This window comes from uncultured Campylobacter sp., from assembly GCF_905372745.1.
Taxonomy (GTDB): Bacteria; Campylobacterota; Campylobacteria; order Campylobacterales; family Campylobacteraceae; genus Campylobacter_A.
This window is the reverse complement of sequence record NZ_CAJPQR010000003.1, coordinates 47,460-64,238: the sequence shown is the minus strand read 5'-3', so window position 1 is coordinate 64,238 and position 16,779 is coordinate 47,460. Positions and strand designations below refer to the sequence as shown.

Annotated in this window: 15 protein-coding genes; 6 read left to right on the top strand and 9 right to left on the bottom strand. The window is 47.3% G+C overall.

Annotated elements, in window-relative coordinates:
- Positions 1-11 precede the first annotated feature (11 nt).
- A complete protein-coding gene (locus tag QZ157_RS01555) occupies positions 12-650 on the top strand; it encodes a hypothetical protein (RefSeq protein ID WP_295140913.1) in 639 nt (212 codons plus the stop codon).
- Between the two features lie 95 nt (positions 651-745).
- Here the strand turns inward: QZ157_RS01555 and QZ157_RS01550 are convergent, their stop codons facing one another.
- From QZ157_RS01550 to QZ157_RS01535, 4 genes are all read right to left on the bottom strand, one after another.
- The gene (locus QZ157_RS01550; protein ID WP_295140911.1) at positions 746-1,543 is read right to left on the bottom strand and encodes a metal ABC transporter permease; all 798 of its coding nucleotides are present in this window, start codon (positions 1,541-1,543) and stop codon (positions 746-748) included.
- 524 nt (positions 1,544-2,067) lie between these two features.
- Positions 2,068-2,823: an ABC transporter ATP-binding protein gene (locus QZ157_RS01545; RefSeq protein WP_295140908.1), complete on the bottom strand. Its 756-nt coding sequence runs from the start codon at positions 2,821-2,823 to the stop codon at positions 2,068-2,070.
- Positions 2,820-4,385, bottom strand: coding sequence for a DUF1007 family protein (locus QZ157_RS01540; RefSeq protein WP_295140905.1), 1,566 nt, complete (start codon positions 4,383-4,385; stop codon positions 2,820-2,822). Before QZ157_RS01540 ends, QZ157_RS01545 begins: the two co-directional genes overlap by 4 nt.
- Positions 4,386-5,297, bottom strand: a complete 912-nt coding sequence (locus QZ157_RS01535) for a zinc ABC transporter substrate-binding protein (protein WP_295140902.1) — start codon at positions 5,295-5,297, stop codon at positions 4,386-4,388.
- A 112-nt stretch (positions 5,298-5,409) separates the two neighbouring features.
- Here QZ157_RS01535 and QZ157_RS01530 point away from each other — a divergent pair, with 112 nt between their 5' ends.
- On the top strand, positions 5,410-5,784 hold the full coding sequence (locus tag QZ157_RS01530; protein ID WP_122872942.1) for a transcriptional repressor: 375 nt from the start codon (positions 5,410-5,412) through the stop codon (positions 5,782-5,784).
- A 176-nt stretch (positions 5,785-5,960) separates the two neighbouring features.
- Here QZ157_RS01530 and QZ157_RS01525 read toward each other — a convergent pair whose 3' ends face one another.
- A complete protein-coding gene (locus tag QZ157_RS01525) occupies positions 5,961-6,356 on the bottom strand; it encodes a thioesterase family protein (protein ID WP_295140898.1) in 396 nt (131 codons plus the stop codon).
- Between the two features lie 51 nt (positions 6,357-6,407).
- On the opposite strand from QZ157_RS01525, the gene QZ157_RS01520 reads away from it, so the two are divergent.
- From QZ157_RS01520 to QZ157_RS01510, 3 genes are read left to right on the top strand one after another with little or no spacing between them, the layout of a single operon-like run.
- Positions 6,408-7,127 carry a class I SAM-dependent methyltransferase gene (locus QZ157_RS01520; protein ID WP_295140896.1) on the top strand — a complete coding sequence of 240 codons (720 nt, stop codon included), beginning with the start codon at positions 6,408-6,410 and terminating at the stop codon, positions 7,125-7,127.
- A 43-nt stretch (positions 7,128-7,170) separates the two neighbouring features.
- The gene (locus QZ157_RS01515; RefSeq protein ID WP_295140893.1) at positions 7,171-8,046 is read left to right on the top strand and encodes a cytochrome c peroxidase; all 876 of its coding nucleotides are present in this window, start codon (positions 7,171-7,173) and stop codon (positions 8,044-8,046) included.
- Positions 8,043-10,475 carry an EAL domain-containing protein gene (locus QZ157_RS01510; protein WP_295140890.1) on the top strand — a complete coding sequence of 811 codons (2,433 nt, stop codon included), beginning with the start codon at positions 8,043-8,045 and terminating at the stop codon, positions 10,473-10,475. The genes QZ157_RS01515 and QZ157_RS01510 overlap by 4 nt, the downstream gene beginning before the upstream one ends.
- 295 nt (positions 10,476-10,770) lie before the next feature.
- Here the strand turns inward: QZ157_RS01510 and QZ157_RS01505 are convergent, their stop codons facing one another.
- The 3 genes from QZ157_RS01505 to QZ157_RS01495 all read right to left on the bottom strand — a co-directional run bounded on the left by QZ157_RS01505 (position 10,771) and on the right by QZ157_RS01495 (position 13,873).
- Positions 10,771-10,908, bottom strand: a complete 138-nt coding sequence (locus QZ157_RS01505; protein WP_295140887.1) for a hypothetical protein — start codon at positions 10,906-10,908, stop codon at positions 10,771-10,773.
- 97 nt (positions 10,909-11,005) lie between these two features.
- Positions 11,006-11,551, bottom strand: coding sequence for a DUF1523 family protein (locus QZ157_RS01500; RefSeq protein ID WP_295140884.1), 546 nt, complete (start codon positions 11,549-11,551; stop codon positions 11,006-11,008).
- Positions 11,552-11,626: 75 nt separating this feature from the next.
- A complete protein-coding gene (locus QZ157_RS01495) occupies positions 11,627-13,873 on the bottom strand; it encodes a nitric-oxide reductase large subunit (RefSeq protein WP_295140882.1) in 2,247 nt (748 codons plus the stop codon).
- A gap of 155 nt (positions 13,874-14,028) precedes the next feature.
- Here QZ157_RS01495 and QZ157_RS01490 point away from each other — a divergent pair, with 155 nt between their 5' ends.
- Positions 14,029-14,559, top strand: coding sequence for a chemotaxis protein (locus QZ157_RS01490; protein WP_295140879.1), 531 nt, complete (start codon positions 14,029-14,031; stop codon positions 14,557-14,559).
- Between the two features lie 441 nt (positions 14,560-15,000).
- Here the strand turns inward: QZ157_RS01490 and QZ157_RS01485 are convergent, their stop codons facing one another.
- On the bottom strand, positions 15,001-16,749 hold the full coding sequence (locus QZ157_RS01485) for an ABC transporter ATP-binding protein/permease (RefSeq protein ID WP_295140876.1): 1,749 nt from the start codon (positions 16,747-16,749) through the stop codon (positions 15,001-15,003).
- Positions 16,750-16,779: the final 30 nt, after the last annotated feature.

The following is a 16,779-nucleotide window of genomic DNA, read 5'->3' as shown; positions in this document are numbered from 1 at the left end:
AAGGAGCGAAAATGACGAAAGATCAGTGCTGCGTCCTAAAGCATTTGACGGCGGGCGATACGGGCGGTTTTGAGAAGATAGGCGAGATGAATGACGGTGAGTTTTTGGATGCGCTTATCGCAAAAGGGCTTGTTTGGATGCTTGACTGGGCCGGCGAGGACGAGACGGGAGACACAGGCAAATTTATCAGCTCTAGGCTTGATGCGCTGCAAAGCGGCGTGTCACTAGAGTACGATAAAATTTATGCAAAGCTCAAAAAAGAAGCGAAAAAAGAGGGTTTCGAGCGCGGCGATGCGAGCCTGTTTTTGATGAACGAGTTTCAAAAGGCGCTCAAAAAGAGCGATTTTAGGCTCTTTACTTTGGATCTTCATAGTGATGCCTACTATCTGCTCGTCGCGCACAAGGACGCCGAGAAAGATTTTAAAAAGCTAGGCAAGCGCGAGGAGCTATTTTGGGATATCGCGCCGTGGGGCAAGCGCCGCAAAAGGCAGATCCTTTACGTCATAAACTGCGAGTGCGGCGAGATGTCCGCGTGGCAGCTGGATGCAGAGGAGCCGTCGCCAAGAGATGAAGTCTGCGAGGTTTGCGGGCGGGTGCTTTTTGACGCAGACGGCAACGCAATGCAGCCTTTGGAGAAGGAATTTATCTGATTCGGCTTTGCGGGGTCATTTTGCCTGTGTCATATGTGAACGACTATAAATTGTTCTCGCAAATTTGACCTAAAATTTAACCCGAAACGCCGAATCTACCGCCTTTTTACCGCCGTAAATATAAAAAAACAAACCGAAGCGATGAGGATGATACTCGCACCGCTGGTTAAATTCGCCTCAAAGCTCAGCCACAGACCGCTCACGCAAAACGCGGCCGAGATGAGCGCGGCGTTTAGCATCATCGTGCCAAGGCGGCTTGATATCGCGCCCGCGATGTAGGGCGGGATCGTGAGTAGCGCGATAACGAGTATTAGCCCGACCGCGCGTATCGTCATCACGACGCTTAGCGCCATCATGCACGTTAGCGCGTAGTATAGCAGCGTCGTCTTCACCCCGCGAAGCCTCGCAAACTCCGCGTCGAAGCTAAGCGCCTCAAACTGGCGGTAAAATAGCGCGACGGACGCGAGTATGCCGCAGTTTGCGATCGCCATGAAAACAAGATCGCCCTGCGGCACGGCTAAAATCGAGCCGAAAAGATAGCTCATGAGATCGACGTTGTAGCCGGGCGCCAGGTCGGTGAGGATGATGCCAAACGCCATGCCAAACGCCCATAGCGCGCCGATAACGGAGTCCATTTTGCTTTTATCTTTGAGCGTGATCGTGGCGATGAGCAGCGCCAAAAATACGGAAAACAAACTCGCTCCAAGCAGTGGCTCGAGCGAAAAATAAAACGCGATGCCAAGCCCGCCGTATGCGCCGTGAGCGATGCCGCCTGCGATAAAAACCATGCGGTTTATGACCGTGAGCGTGCCGATCACGCCGCAAGCGATGCTAACGAGGATGCCCGCCAGCAGGGCGTTTTGCATAAAATTTAAGCTAAGAGCATCTAGCATTTGTTTCCTTTTTTACTTTTTTCGGCATTTTTGGCGTTACTCGCCGAGACCCGCACCGCGAAAATGCTAAATTTGGTTTGGTTAAATTTTGCTTTACAAGCTAAACTTCTCTGAGTAAAAAACAACCGTTTGAGGTTGTTTTTTACTTTGTTGTAAAGGGGGTGGGGGCTTGAATGGCGAAGTCGCTCCCCACCCCCTTTAATCCCCCTCCCCCTACGACGCTTTTCTTCGTAGAGGCAACTTGTTGCCGCCTCGTAACGAGCGAAGCGAAGTTAAGGGTGGCGACATAGCTTTGCTGACGCAAAGCGTCGCAAATTTGAATTTACATTTTCAAGGTGCATGTCTTGGCAACTCAGATTTGAAAATTTGACTTCAAATTTGAACGTAAAACGATAAGGCGAAGTATCGCGAGATGATTTTTCGAGCTTTGAAGCAAAATTGAGCGTGCGCTAGGCATATAGCCTGCGGAGCGAAAATTTTGCGAAATCTCGGAAAAGCACTCGCGAGACGAGCCGCAAATCCCCCTAACGATGTCCGCAGCCGCATTCCTTAAGCGCCACCTCCACATCGCAAAAATGCCTATGATCTCTCGCCAAATGCTCGATAAAATCCTGCTTTGAGCTGTTCGAGATCTCGTGCATGAAAAGATCGTGATTGACGTAGGCGACCTTGGTGGCGAAATTTAGCGTCAAATTTACGTCGTGGCTGATAAGCACGACGCCAGTGCCTTCAGCATTGATCTGTTTTAGCAGCTTATAAACGTCCGCTTGGCCCTTCGTGTCGATACTGGCGGTGGGTTCGTCTAACATCAAAATTTTAGCCTTCGCGCAAAGCGCGCGCGCGATATAGACGCGTTGGCGCTGTCCTCCGCTTAGCTCGCCGATCTTTCGTCGCGTAAATTCGCCCATCCCGACGCGCTCGAGCGCCGCCTCGGCCTCTATCTTATCGTCCTTGCCGTAAAATCCAAACAGCTTTTTATCTATCCGCCCCATTAAAACGACCTCGAGCACGCGCATCGGGAAGCTTTGATTTATCGGGATATTTTGCGGGACGTAGCCCACGGCCTTGCTCACGCTAGCGGGCTCCTGACCAAACACCTCAATCGTCCCGCCGCTTGGCTTGTTTAGACCCAGCATCAGCTTTAAAAGCGTGCTTTTGCCGCCGCCGTTGGGGCCTATGACGGCTAGAAAATCCTTGCAATCGTATTCTAAATTTATGCCCTCAAACACGAGGTTTTCATCGTAACCAAAGCTCAAATTTCGCACCGAAACGTCGCTCATAAAACGCTCACCTTACCCGAAATATAAAACATAAAAACGCCGAGCCCCAGCATCACAAAAAGCGCGGCAAACTCGCAGCAAGTCCGCAGCGCGCGAAATCTTACCGCGCCCTTTAGCTTAAAGCCGCAAACGGCGGCTAGAAATATCACCGCGCCCATGCCAAGCCCCATAAACAGGCCGCTAGCAAGCCCCGCCGCATAGCTGTTTAGGCTAAATGCCAGCACGAAAACCAGCAGCGTGCCAGGACACGGCACGAGCGATCCTGCTAGCACCACGAGCCACTCGCTAGCGGTTTTCGGCACTTCGTTAGAGGCCATGCAAGCCGCGCAGCCGCACTCGCTTTCGTGAGCGGCGGGATCAAATTTGACGGAATTTGCGCTCAAATTTGACGCGGAGGCTAAATTTGAACCAAAAACTTTACTCGCCCCATTTGCGCCTTTTTCGCCAGAAACGGACGCGATAGCAAAGCTAAATTTAGGCTTTAGCGCCGTTTTTTTAAGCTTGGCGTAGATCATATAAAGGCTCACGCAAACGATCGCTACGGCCGATATTTTCGTCATCGCGCCCGCTATGTCGCTGACCTTGTCCGTCAAAAACGCGTTTAAAAAAACGTAGCTAAAAAGCACGAGCAAAAACGCCCCCGCCACGTGTGCGAAGCCGACCTTCATCGCAAAAGCCAGCGCGCGCGAGTAGCTGCCGCCGTTTGCGACGAAGTAGCTAGCCGTCAGCATCTTAGCATGCCCGGGGCCGGCGGCATGCAAAAAGCCGTAAAAGAAGCTAACCGCAGCCAGCAGGGCGAAATTTAGCGCGTTTAGTTCGGCGCTATTTATCTTGATGAGCTCTTTTAAGCGCTCTAAAAACTGAAGGCTCATGCCGGAAACCGAGTCAAATTTAGCCCTATCCTCGGCGTCGATTTGCTCTAAATTCTGCTTATTTTGTGCTTTAACTAGCGAGCTAAGTTCGGGCTTTGCGGGCTCTATTTTGGGCGCTTTTGAAGTCATTTCAAAAAATGCCGCGCTCAAATTTACGTTTGGTACGAGATAAATTTTATCGGTGAGAGCGTAGGGGTCTGGCGAGCTTATTTTAAAGTTAAAAAATCCCTCGCGGTCAAAAATCTCGACCGTGACGACGCGGCCGTCTTTGACCGCTAAATTTAGCTCTAAAATATACTCGAAATTTAGCCTGCCGCCCTCCAGATAGACGCGTTGCGAGAGCGTTTTGGTATGCAAATTTACGGTCTCGCCCGCGCCGTCGTAGTAGCCCACGCTAGTTAGGTAGCCGCGCGGCACGATGTAGTCGAGTAGGGATTTTTGCACCTTCCATGCTTCGTTTTTGCTAAGCGCCTTATCGGCGTTTTCGTCGTAGCTTTGTAGCGTGAGTTCGGTGAAATTTTCAGAAAATGTCCAGGTTACGGCGGCCGTTTTTATCGTCTCGCCTTGCAGGTTAAATTTAATGTCGGCGTGTGCGGTCGGAGTGTAAAGCGCGCATAGCGCGCAGGCGTGCGCGAAGCTAAAAAAGGACGCAAAAAGCGCGAAAATAGCGAGTATGCGTCCGAATTTCATTTATAGGCTCTTTGCGAAAATTTGCGCCGTTTTGCGTAGCTCGGCGTCCCAATCAAGCGGCAGTTGATCGATCTCTACGACGCTTGCGCCGCTTTCTTTGGCGACGGTTTGCGCGGCTTTTTTAGAAAACTGCGGAGCGACGAAAATGACCTTCACGCCGTGCTCTTTAGCCTCCTCGATGAGCTCTTTTAGCTCGGCCGGTTTTGGTTCTTTGCCATCTACTTCGATTGCGATTTGCTCTAGATCGTAGCGTTTAGCGAAGTAGCCCCAAGACGGGTGATAGACGATAAATTCGCGGTTTTTGACGTTTGCTAGAGTGCTTTTGATAAAGCCGTCAAGCTCGTCAAGCTGTGCTTCAAATTTAGCCAAATTCGCCTCGAAAAGCGCCTTGTTCTCGGGATATTTTTCGCTTAGCGCGGCGGCGATATTTTTAGCTTGGATCTTTACCAAGACGGGATCTAGCCAGATGTGCGGGTCAAATTCGCCGTGGTTATGCTCGTGATCGTGGTGATCGTGATCTGCGTGTTCGTTTTTATGCTCATGCTTGGCGTCATGGTGATGATCGTGATCTGCGTGCTCGTGATGACCTTCAAATTTGATCTTTTCCACGCCCTCATCGGTTTTTACGATTTTAAGGTTTGGATAAGATTTTTGAAATTTCGGCAACCAAGCATCTTCAAACTCGATCCCGATAGCAAAGTATAGATCGCTTTTTTCAAGCGCGGTCATTTGTTTCGGTTTTGGTTCGTACGTGTGCGGGTCGGCTCCTTTGCCTACCATCACGTTTACCTCGACCGCGTCGCCCGCGATTTGCTTGACGAAATACTCCTGCGGCAAAATACTGACGCTAACTTGCCCTTTGGCGTATAGCGCTACTAAACCCAAACATAAAAACGCGAAAATTTTTCTCATTTTTATCCTTTCCGTGTTAAAATTTGGGCGAAATTATATCAAAAGCAACTTAGTTGCAAATTAATTTTTCTCAAGGTATAATACCCTAAAATTCTTAACGCGGAGGAAAAATATGAGCGAAAATTTGGAAGAAAAAGCGGGTTTTGAGGAGCTTTTAACGAAAAATGATATCAAAATCACTCCGCTTAGACTAGAGATTTTACACATTTTACACGCCGCCGCCGCGCCGCTTAGTTATGATGAAATTTTAGCCCAAATAGGCGCAAACAAAACCACGTTTTACCGCTGTATGGACCTTTTTGAAGCTAAGGGCATCGTGCTAAAAAGCGAAAATAACCGCAAAAATTTCTACGAACTTGAAAGCGGAGCAAAGGCGTATTTCGTCTGCGACGTCTGCCATAAGATGACCAATATCGACATGCCGCGCCTAAAACAAAATCACGTCAAAAGTGTCGTAGTTAAGGGCGTTTGCGACGATTGCTTTTAAAATTTTCGCTTAAATTTGACGACAAATTCCGAACTCAAATTTGCTTACTGGCATTAAATTTAAAAAACTACTTAGCGAGCAAATTTCGCCTCAAATTTATAAAAACGCGGTCTGCTAAATTTAAAGCGGTTGCTACGTCAAATTTAAAAATCAAATTTGACGCGGGTGATTTAAAACTAATCCTCGTAAAGCTTTGCAATCTCCGGCGGTATCGCGATCGGACGACCGCGTGCGAGATCATAAAATACGTAAGTCGTCACTGCGCTAGCGACCAGCGCGCCATCCTTGCTAAACTCGTAAAAGCGCTTCGAGCAGCTTCGTTTTTCGGGCTGCGTCCATGTTTTCACGCGCACCTTATCGCCCAAAAATAGCTGCCCCAGATAGTCTATCTCGTGCCTACGCACCATCCACGTGCGGTTTTGCGCGAGATTTGTCTCTATGAGGTCGCCCACGGCGTTTGAGTGCGCGTTTGCCGCTTCTTGCATCCAGATGACGTAGTGAGCGTTATTTGCGTGATGATTCACGTCGATAGCATCCTCGCCCACGGTAAATTCGTAGTAAAAAATTTTCATTTTCGCTCCTAAAAACGCTAAAATTGTAGCAAAAATTTAAAGGCAAACAAAATGAAAGAGATGTGGGACAAAAAGGCGTCAAGCTATACGAGATTTACGGGCGAGCCAAGCGTTTTTCAAAGGCAGCTATACGCTAAGATTGAGGAGTTCGGCGTCAAATTTGAGAACAAAAGCGTCGTGGATATCGGCTGCGGCACGGGCGTGCATACGCTACTTTTAGCGCAAATTTGCCACGAGATAACCGGCATGGATATCTCGGGCGAAATGCTAAAAGTCATGCTCGAAGACGCGGCTAAATTTAATATTTCAAATTTAACCGCCGTGCAAAGCGATTTTAAAAACTTTAATCCAAACCGCGTTTACGACGTTGCTTTTAGCACGATGAGCCCCGCGATCGCGGATGAGGAGGATTTTAGTAAATTTATAAATTTGGGCGAAAAAAGGGTCTATCTTTGGTGGAATAAACCGCGTTATTCAAGCGTTTTGGAGCTTTTTTACGAAGGCTCGCAGAGAGGGTGCTTTAAAGAAAAGGCTAATTTTTTTGAAGACTACCTGCGCCGCGAAAATATCGCCTTTAACTCCTGCGTGCTAGAAGAATCTCGCGAACAAAAACGCACGCTTGAGGAGATGACGCAAAACGCGCTTTGGCATTTACAGATAGCAAATTTCGCGCACGAGGAAAACGCGGTCAGATCGCGGCTAGAAAGCATCGCGAAAGACGGCCTCGTGACGGAAAAAATCGTCTCTTCAATGAAGCTTTTGGTTTTTTAAGATATAATCGCTTTATTTATTTAAAATTTAAAAAGGATTTTTATTGGCGCGAGCGTTTTTGCTGATATTTTTTTGCATTTTGCCCTTTTTTTGCGCCGAGATTTTCGCATCCTCGCTAAGTCCGGCGGCGCCGCTTGAATACGACGACGAAAAAGCGCGGCTAGGCAAAAAGCTCTTTTTTGACGCGTCTCTAAGCCCCGGCGGCACGGTATCTTGCGAGAAATGCCACAACCTTTACTGGGAGCTAAGCGGCACGAGTAAAAAAAACATAAAAATCTCCGCCGACAAAGAAGCCAGCCCGCCTACGGCGCTAAATTCGGCGTTAAATTTTATATTTTTTAAAGACGGCCGCGTAAAAGATATCAAAGAGCAGGTAAAACAGAGTCTAACCGGCAAAGAGCAGTTGGGCGAGGAGCCTAAAAAGCTAGAAGAAAAGGTCGGTCTAAACGCGGTTTATAAAAAAGAGTTCGAGCGGCTTTACCCGGGCGGCGTAAGCTTTGAAAACATCGCCGACGCGCTGGTAAATTTCGAAAAAGCCCTCGTTACGCCAAACGCCAAATTCGACAAATTTATCGGCGGCGACGAGAACGCGCTAAGTGGCGACGAAAAGCGCGGGTTTGAGCTATTTAAAAAAATCGGCTGTATAAACTGCCACAGCGGGGTCAATCTAGGCGGTAATATCTACTACGAGCTAAGCTCCGGCGATAAAGGCAAACAGATTCGCTACAAAGTGCCTAGCCTAAGAAATATCGAAAAGACCGCGCCCTATCTTTATAGCGGCGAGATAGCGGATCTAAAAGACGCGATAAAATTTATCGCCAAAGAGCGTATCGGCTACGAGTTAAGCGATGAGCAGACGCAGTTGCTTTATAAATTTTTGCTTGCTTTAAGCGGCGAACGACCGGAAATTTTAAAATGAAACACAAGATAATCTTTCACAAAATTTTACTTTTCATCATCGCTTGCATCGCGTTTTTCGGTACGGTGATGACGCAAAAAGCCACCAAAGACGTAATCAAAGCCTACGAATACAAAGGCGCGATAGAAGACATGATGGACTCCGACGACGAGATAGACTTTGCGCTAAAAAGGACGTTTTTGCAGGCTGATTACGATGCGACGATGAGATATGCGGCCAGTCTTAAAAACGATTTGTTAAATTTAAGCTCCGGCAAGCTGGCATCGTTTGAGCGGCTAGCTATCGGCGAGGGAGCGATAAACGAGATACGAGAAGCGTTTGATAAAAAAAGCGAGCTAATCGATAAATTTAACTCCCTTAGCGCTCTAGCAAAGCTTAGTTTTGAAGAAACGATGCTGAAATTTAGCTCTTTAAACAACTCACGTTTTAGCGAACTGCTGCCTAAAATTTTGCTGATTAGATACGGTATAAACGCCGATATAAACGGCGCTAAAGAGCTACTAAAAAGCTATGAGAGTCTAAATTTAAACGAGCGCGAGAAAGATTTTTTACAAAGCGCGCAAAGGCTGCTGCGTCGCTACGAGGAAGCAGACCGGACGCTAGCTAGCATACAAGATTTAAATCTAAGCAAAAAGCTATACGAGCTAAGAAGCAAAAACGATGCCTACGTAGAGCGCGTAACGTCGAATTTACGCGGTACGACGATTTTTGTGTTCGTACTTTTCGGGATTACGGCGGCGTTTATTTATCTATCGTACATTAGGGCTAGAAACAACATCAGACTGCTAAATCGCTTCGAACAAGCCGTAGATAACAGCTTTAACTCCATCGCTTTTACCGATCTAAATAAGCAAGTCAGGTACGTAAATAAAATTTTCGAGCAAAACTCGGGTTATAAATTTGAAGAAATAAGCGGCAAAAATATAAATTTACTAAAATCGGGCTTACATCCGCAAGAGTTTTATCAAAGAATGATAGACACGATAGAAAACGATAATATCTGGCGCGCTGATGAGCTAATCAGCAAAACCAAAAGCGGTAAATTAATACGCGAACAGGTCGTTTTCTCGCCGCTTTTTAACGAAAAAGGCTACAAAGACGGCTATATGGCGATCAAATTTGATAGAACCAAAGAGATAGCGATAACAAAAGAGCTCGAAGATAAAAACAAGCAGCTACAAAACGAAGCCCTCATAGACAAGCTGACGGGATTTGGTAGCTATTTCGCGCTCACGCAGCGCATGGAGCGCCATCCTAGCGGGATGATAATCTACATAAACATAAACAATTTTATGGATTTTAGATTTTTTTACAAGACCAAAACCGTAGACCTTATCATCGCCTCGTTTGCCTCTACGCTAAAGCTTTGTATAGATACTTACGCGATGGACGCGGATATCTACAGAGTGCAGTTTGACGAGTTTTGCATCTGGTATAACGGCGAAGACGCAAACAGGGACGCTAAGCGATTCGTAGATTATTTCAAAACGCAAAACCTCTACGTAACCGTAGACGGCGAGCGCGAATCCATACCTAACATAAAAATAACTTTAGGCGTCAGCATGCCTCAAGACACGGTGCAGACAAACCGCCTAACTCAAGCCATGCTAGCGCACCACGAGGCCGTGCAAAGGGGCGAAGCGGCGCAGTTTTATACCGAAAATAGCTACATCGAGCAGCAGTATTATCACAACCAAATCATGTCGCGCACCATCGAAAGCGCCCTATATAACGATACCGTTATCGTCGAGTGCCAGCCCATCTACGACGTATCCGGCCAAGGCGCGCGGATCAAATACTACGAAGTGCTCGTGCGCCTCATCGACGAAAACGGCAAGATACGCTATCCGGGCGAATTTCTTGATATCGCAAAGAAAATCTCGCTTTATAACGACATAACCAAAAAGGTCATCGAACACGTCTTTAGGCTAGTCGAGAGATTTGAAAACGTGGGCTTTTCGATGAACCTTTCAAGTAGCGATATCACAAACGAGAGCATAAGAGAGCTCATAGAGAAAAAGCTACGCGTCTGCTCAAAGCCTGAGCGCGTGTATTTTGAGATATTAGAGAGCGAAGGCGTGGACGATTATAATATCGTAAATGATTTCATCAACAAGGTTCGCGCCTACGACTGCAAAATCTCGATCGATGATTTCGGTAGCGGCTACTCCAACTACTACCGTATCTTGGAGCTTGATATCGACACGATCAAGATCGACGGCTCGATTATCAAAAAATTACCGTTTGATCAAAACGCCCGCTACTTGCTGCAAACCATCATTGACTTTGCCGCAAGACAGGGCTACAACGTCGTGGCGGAGTTTGTCAGCTCAGAAGAGATCCTAGCCGAGATAAAAAAATTCGGCATCAAATACGCGCAGGGATTTTTGCTAGGCAAACCGATGCTGCCGGATAACATAAAAGAGTAAATTTGCGTACGGCAACTATACTGCGCTAAATTTGACGGCGGCGCGCGTATGGGAGAATAAGTTTGACTAGAACGGATTTAGCCTTAGTTTGCGTACTAGCCTTTTTGTTTTATGCCAAAAGCGCAGGGATGGGCTGGTTTGCGACTATCACGATATGTTTTTGGATTATAGGCTACTTTGCAAATGATATTTTTTAGGGATTTTTTAAATTTGCTTTTTAATGCTAAATTTAACGCGGTTTGCGTCCGCTAGTTAATTTAGCTCGTCCTAGTCAAATTGGTCCGCTCAAATTTGACTAATCCTGCATCCAAACCGCCAAAAATCCGAGCAAAACGATAGCGAAAAACAATCCCGCCTGAAAATAAAAATTCTTTTTTAAATTTTCGTTTATCAGAGAGCAAAGCCCGGAGATAAAGATGTATAGTTCGCTCACGCATATCCTTTTGACTGCAGATTTTACGTCAAATTTGCCGCCCTCGCCGAGTCAAATTTGAGCGAGGCGACGAAAAGCTGCTTAAATTTAGCTTGGATTATAAATTTGAGCTTGGCTCGTCTTTAAATTTTCTTCTAACAAAAACGGCGCAAACCGCAAACGAAACCGCCGTCAAAGCATAAAATATATAGCTAAAAATAGGATTTGCCCGCGTTTGGCCCTCTTTTAGCTTTTTAACCGAAACGGCGTTTCTAAACATATCAAGCATCGCGATGCGCCAGCCGTAGTATTTGATCTGCGCCCTGCCTTCGCCCACTAGACTCTGGGCGGCGGCTTGGACGTCGGCGGAGTTAAATTTAAAATAAAGCGGTAAGCCCCAGCCCGTGTCTTCGTTTCGATACGGCATCACTTTAGTGCCGTTTAGCTCCCGCGTGTAGATAAAGTACACGTCGCGCGTCGGACCGTCGGCGGGATTTTGCGCGTCGATGAAGCCGTCTTTGTCCATGCGTTTGACCTCGCCGCCCGTAATGATCGCCTCGTCGTAGTGCGGAAAAGCGTAGTTTATCGCCGCGACCGCCGTAACGTGCAGGGCAATCAAGAAGCCAAAGATAAAATTTCGGAGATATTTTTTAAATTTTTGCATTTTCGTCCTTTGGACGAATTTTACAAGATAGAAGTTTATAATAAGCTAAGCCCCTAAAGCAGGGGCTTAGAGGGATTAGGCTTTGGCCTTGCAGCCGCAGCTTCCCGCGATAAATTTAAGAATCTGGATAAAGAAGCAAACGCCGCCGATGATGAAGATCGTATCGCCGATCATCCTTAGCCAGCGTAAATTTTGCAAGTGATCCATCTGTAAAAACTCCGCGCTTCTAGCGTACCACATGCCCACATCTATCGCGGCGACGGCTTGATAAAGACCGATCGGAAGCAGGGACGCTAAAATCATTAGCATTAGACCCGCATTTAGCGACCAAAAGCCCACTTTCATAAGCTTGTCGTTAAATTCTTGCCCTTTGAAAAGGTAAAGCGCCACGAGCCAAACAAAGCCCAAAGCCAAAAATCCGTAAACGCCAAACAGCGCCGCGTGTCCGTGCACCGAAGTGGTGTTTAGACCCTGGATGTAGAACAAAAATAGCGGCGGGTTGATAAGGAAGCCAAACACGCCCGCGCCCAGCATATTCCAAAACGCCACCGCGATAAAGCAGTAAAGCGGCCATTTGAGGTTTTTCGCCCAGCTTTGCGCGAACTGAAGCGAATACTGATGGAAGGCCTCTGCTCCAAGAAGCACCAAAGGCACGACCTCAAGCGCAGAAAAGCTAGCGCCCACGGCCATGATCGGAGTGGTAGTTCCCGCAAAATAAAGGTGGTGGAAGGTGCCAGGGATACCGCCCATTAAGAATAAACTAGCGCTTGCCAAGGTTGAGTAAGTCGCGAATTTTTTACCCACTAGACCCAAAGAGGCAAACACGAACGCAAGCGACGCGGTCGCAAACACCTCGAAAAAGCCCTCGACCCAAAGGTGAACGACCCACCAGCGCCAGTATTCCATCACCGGTAGCGGACTTCTTTGACCGTAAAATAGTCCCGCGCCGTAGAAAAGTCCCACCGCGATAGCAGAAGCCGTAAAGATAGCTAGCAGGTTTTTATCGCCGTCAGCCTTAAATCCGCCGACGAATCCGCGAAGTACGAGCGCCATCCAGATAACAAGACCCACAAACAAAATAAGCTGCCAAACCCTGCCAAGCTCGATATACTCGTATCCTTGGTGACCAAGCCAAAAGCTAGTAGACGTTTCCATCTTGCCCGCTATCGCCATGTACTCGCCGATAAAGCTACCCACGACTAGGAAAAGCAGCGCGTAGAAAAGCAAATCCACGCCTAGCTTTTGAAATTTAGGATCCTTGCCGCCGTTGATGATAGGCGCTAGGAAAAGTCCGGCCGCCAAAAAGCCCGTCGCGATCCAGAAAATGCTCGCCTGGATATGCCAAGTGCGCGCCAAAGAGTACGGTATGTGCTCGGATAAATTTATACCGTAAAACTCCTGTCCCTCGACCGTGTAGTGCGCCACGAAGCCGCCTATCATGATCTGGAAAACAAATAGCGCGAGCGCTACGAAAAGGTATTTGCCAAGCGCCTTTTGAGACGGTGTCAAATTTAGCTTTGAAAGCGGATCGGCATCGATAGGAGCGAGTTTCTCGTGATCTTTTTCGCCGTAGAAATTTGAAAACCAAACTAGTAAGCCCACGCCCGCAACCAAAATCGTAACGCTAATAATCGTCCAAAATACGTTTTCTTGCGTCGGGACGTTGTCGATTAGCGGCTCGTGTGGCCAGTTGTTCGTGTACGTAGCTTCGCTATTTGGGCGATTCGTCGCCGTAGCCCAGGTCGCCCAGAAGAAGAAATCATTTAGCTGCTCGCGGTTTTCCTCTTTGACTAACGTGTTGTTTTTCATCGCGTAGTTTTCGCGTAGCTTCTGGTATTTCGGATCGTTACCGAAAAGCCCGTTATACTCGTCACGCACTACTTTTGCCGCGGCGATCCTCTCGTCGCTGATGGTTATAACGCCGTTTTTTAGCGTATTCGTGCGGTATTCGCTCTTGGTTAGAGCCTTGATGTTGGCTTGTTGCTCGGCGTTAAGAGCATTAAATTTAACTCCGTAAAGCTGATTTGCCTTTATATCCATAAACGCGACTAGCTCTTTATGCAGCCAATCAGCCGTCCAGTCAGGCGCCTGATACGCTCCGTGTCCCCACACAGAGCCCACCTGCATACCGCCGATGCTCTGCCAGGCCTCCTGGCCTTTATAAATTTGCTCTTGCTCGACTATTATTTTGCCGTTTTTATCGGCGAAACTCACCACCGGCGGCGCTTCGCGGTAAACCTCTACGCCGTAATAGCCCAGTATCCCGAAGGCGATAGTAACGACTGCTACCAGCGCCCACCAATACTTCTTGTATTCACGCATACTTTTCTCCTTTGTGATATGAAAATTCGGGCGATAGTTTATCCAAAACGAGAATTTAATCGAATGATTTGCGTCAATAAAAGGATAAAATCTGTCCTTAAAATATTGCTTATTTTAAAAATGTATAATTACGAAAATATATTTTGGGAGATTCTATGCTTAAAGTCGAGATTATTTATAAATTTTGCCTGGTTTGCGCGCTTATTTTGGGGCTTAGTTTGCTCGCGTTTTCGGGACTAAATTTCGCGCTTGGAGAGTACGGCGAGTTTTGGATGAGCGCGCATAAATTTGCAGGCTTTTTGGTTGCGCTCGCAGCGCTTTTGCACGTGATAAATCGCAAGAAAAAGCTCATTAAGCTCTCAAACGAATTCATAGACGTCGTCACTCGCCGCAAAAATCCCAGCATGTGCAACATGGACCGCATCATCGCCTCGCTAGAGCCCTACACGATCGCCCAAATCTCGCAAAAACTGGGCTTTGACGAGGCTGAGTTTTGCCGCACTTTGCGCGAAAACGGCGTCAAATTTAGCAGCGCCGACCAAACCCTACGCCAAATCGCTTTTTTAAACGACGAAAAGATATTTTTCGTGCTGGTTCTTATCGTCGAGGCGAAATTCGGCAAGAGATTTTGCGGCGAACTCAAATTTAAGGGCGCTAAATTTAACGGCGTCAAAAAAGCGGCTTAAGCTCGGCCGCAAGCGACGCAGGGGTTAAATTTGCATTTTTGAAAGGACTCAAATTTTAAAAATAACCGAAATTTTAATCATAACTTTTAACGTTTTGCTTTTTGGCGGGATTGCGCGGATTTGTTTTGCGGACGAGTTTGAGCAAGACGGCTCGGCCGAATATAAATTTGTGCCCGCCGTTTCGATTTTATGCCAAATTTTAAAGAGTTTTTGCAAATTTTACGCGAAAAAAATCAGGACGCGATCAAAACGAAGCTGAGATTTTGGGAGACCGTTTAACCGTAAATTTGGAACTTGCGTTAAATCGTGCTCTTTGAACCGATACAAAAAGATAAAATGCGGTCGTTTTGATAAAAAATAAAATATAAAACACTCCGGCGCGTAAGTGTATTGATTTAACAAAACGGGCTTAATATAGGACTAAAAATTTAGCGATAATTTTTAAGTTTTATCAATGCCTATAACCTTGTCAAAAATAAATTTAAGCTCCTCTTGATGCGTGATAGCTAGTACGCCAAGGCGCGGAAAGTCGTGCTTTAGATTAGCAAGAAGCTCGTTTGCTAGTGCGCTATCAAGCGCCGATGTCGCCTCATCAAGTAGTAAAAACGCAGGCTGCGCAAAATAAACTCTTGCAAATGCAAGCCTTTGCGCCTCGCCGCCGCTTAAAATCTTGCCCCAGTCTTTGATTTCGTCTAGCTCAAAGATAAATTTCTCCAGCCGTACGCGCCTTAAAATATCGGTAAAATCGGCATCGGTGCCTTGCAAATCGCTAGGATACGCGATAAGCCGCCTTAGGCTCATGCGCGCTAAAAACGGTTTTTGCGGCACGACCATCGTCCCGCGCGGAGCGCAAACATCGCCCGAGCCGTGATCCCAGATGCCCGCGATATACCTAAATACGCTGCTTTTGCCCGTTCCGCTAGCGCCGCGTAGCAGTACCCATTCGCCACTTTTTACGCTTAAATTTAGCCCGCAAACCAACCTTTCGCCGCTTGGGGTAAAAATTTGTAAATTTGTACACCTTAGCTCGTTTGCTTCGGCGTTTTCGTCAAATTTATCTTGTGCCAAATTTGCCGCCGTTACCTGAGCGGGTTCGTTCGCTCCGTCAAGATCGCTGTTTTGCTCTCTAATTTTAGCGTCAAATTTGACCTTAGAGTCCGCTGCCTGCGCGATATCGATGAATTTATACACGCGCTCCACGCTCGCAGCCCACTCCATGATCTGTTTATAATAATCCATAAACCACGCAAAGCCGTCTTGCACGCTGTAAAACGCCGAGCGTGCCCGCATCATATCGCCAAAGCTCATCGCGTGCGCGAAATAAAGCGGCAAGCAGGCGAAAATCGGGATGAGATTCGTGACCTTTAGATAGCTTGCCGAAAAGCACTCGAGGCGAAACTCGGTGTTCATGATGACGCGCCAGTTGCGCACTACCTCGCCAAAACTCGCTCTAAAGCGCGATTTTTCAGCGCCGGCGCCATTCATTAGCGCGACGGCTTCGGCATTTTCGCGGGTGATTAGCAGATTTGCGCGGTAGTCGGCCTCAACCTGCTGTTTTTCGTAGTTTAGGCGCTTTAGGCTGCGGCCTATGAGGTGCGTGATAAGCGAGCTAAAAAGCGTATAAACGAGCGCGACATAGACCAAAAAGCCCTCTAACGCGAACTCGCGTCCAAAAGCGCCAAAGCGCAGTACTTTTGACGCCTCCCAGAGGATAAACGTGAAAGCAAAAAGCTTGGAGAGGTTGTAAACCATGGATTTTATTAGATTTACGCTTTTATCGGCGAGCAGGAGGCTGTCCTCTGCGATACGCTGGTCCGGGTTATCAAAGCCCGCGACACCGGATAAGCGGTAGAAATTTGCGTTTTTTAGCCATAGATTTTCCATCTCTTCGCTTAGGCTCTCGCGCCACGAGATCACGAGCAGCTTTTTAAACCAGCTTCCTATCACGATAAAAAGCACGATAACGGCGGTATAGACGAGAAATTCGCCCACAAGCGGGAGCATGAGATCTTTTTCAAATTTTTCGATCGCGTCGTAAAATTTTTTATCCCAGGCATTCATTAGCGTCGCGACCTTGACGATGGCTAGGCTAGCCCCCAGCGTCACGGCCAGCATCGCCCACGCCGCTAGTGAGCGCTTGCCCGTCCAAAACCAGCCCGCGATGATGAAAAACTTCTTTAAAATTTGCAAATTTAGCCTTTTTTGTTTGGTTTTTTGCTA